Genomic DNA, 1,373 nt, shown 5'->3' with positions numbered 1-1,373 from the left:
AGTCGGCCACAACTTATGACTTAGCAATGCTTTGCGACAAATATTTACTCTTGATTTTGCTCGTTACTTCCGGTATTAATTGCACTTGTAAATTTTTTACACAATCAATTACCGGAGCAAAGGATTTGAGTATTTTCAGAACAAACATACCGTTATTAAATAAATTTCTTGAACATTTTGCATCGTGTTTTACTAAAAAACAATTTGCAATGTTTCTACTTGTCGTCTACGCAATGTTTAAAGACTATAAAAGAAATTCACTGGAGGCCATGGCGCAAGCCGTTCATACGGATTACCAGAAATTTCAATACTTCTTTTCTGAATCCAAATGGGATTTACCCGCATTAAAGCAGAAAAGAATGGACATTATCCAAAAACAAAGAACCACGGCATTGTCAAAAGACAGCATCCTTACCATAGATGATACCGGATGTCCAAAGCCCTATGCTAAAAATACAGAGGCAGCCAAATGGCAATATTGCGGTCCGCTTAAAAGGCCGGAAACCTGCAATGTTGTTGTTGGCGCGGCATTTGTCTCAAAAACAAAACATTTTCCCCTGGATGTTATTCCCTACCTTCCTGCCGATGAGTTCGGGGAAGGGAAAAATGACCCCAAATTTAAAGACAAAATACAAATAGCAATGGATATGTTTGATGCTGCTTCGAACGCCTTTGATTTTTCAGCTATTGCCTTCGACACATGGTATGCCTCTCAACGGTTTCTCGAACATATTCACGCAAAAAAGAAACACTTTTTTTCAGAAATAAAATCAAACAGAAATATCTCCATGTACCATCCGGAAAAACAAAAATATTGCATAATCAAACCAGATGAGCTCGTGACCCTCATCAAAAAGCATTATGCCGGCAAAATCAAGTATGTTACTTTAAAATCCGCGGATGGAAGTGAAGTCTCCTATAAAACCTACACGTTTGACGCCAAACTGAATGGTTGCAATGTCCCGTTGAAGTTTGTGGTAATTTTGGGAAAATGGAACAAGGAAGATGATAAAAAATATCATGTCCTTATCACCAATCAACTCGACGCCTCTGTAAAAACGGTTATCACAAACTATCTGTTGCGTTGGGGTATTGAACACTGTTTCAAGGAATTGAAGGATACTTTTTATTTCGATCATTATCAGGTAAGGCACATTGACAAGATTGAGCGATATTGGAATATTTGTCTGATCTCATGGACATTCGTTTACTGGATAAAACAAAACGCTTATCTGGATAAAATCATGGAAACAAAACCTTCTACCTTTAATGAATTCAAAAAAGCAATCAATTCCCTGCTTGAATTCTCATCAACAAACGCTTTATCAAAGAACGAAAAACTCTCACAAGAATATTTTAAAATTAAATCCGCT

1 protein-coding gene is annotated in these 1,373 nt (G+C 36.9%); it reads left to right on the top strand.

What is annotated here, in order from left to right; all coding sequences use genetic code 11:
- Window positions 1–125: 125 nt before the first annotated feature.
- Window positions 126–1,373, top strand: a 1,248-nt coding sequence (locus QZT26_RS17660) for an IS701 family transposase (protein ID WP_295104067.1), incomplete at its 3' end; no start/stop codon positions are given.

It is taken from the genome of uncultured Candidatus Kuenenia sp. (assembly GCF_900696675.1).
GTDB classification, from domain to species: Bacteria; Planctomycetota; Brocadiia; order Brocadiales; family Brocadiaceae; genus Kuenenia; species Kuenenia stuttgartiensis_A.
Note: the sequence above shows the minus strand (reverse complement) of the source record. Positions and strands in the feature narration are given on the sequence as shown.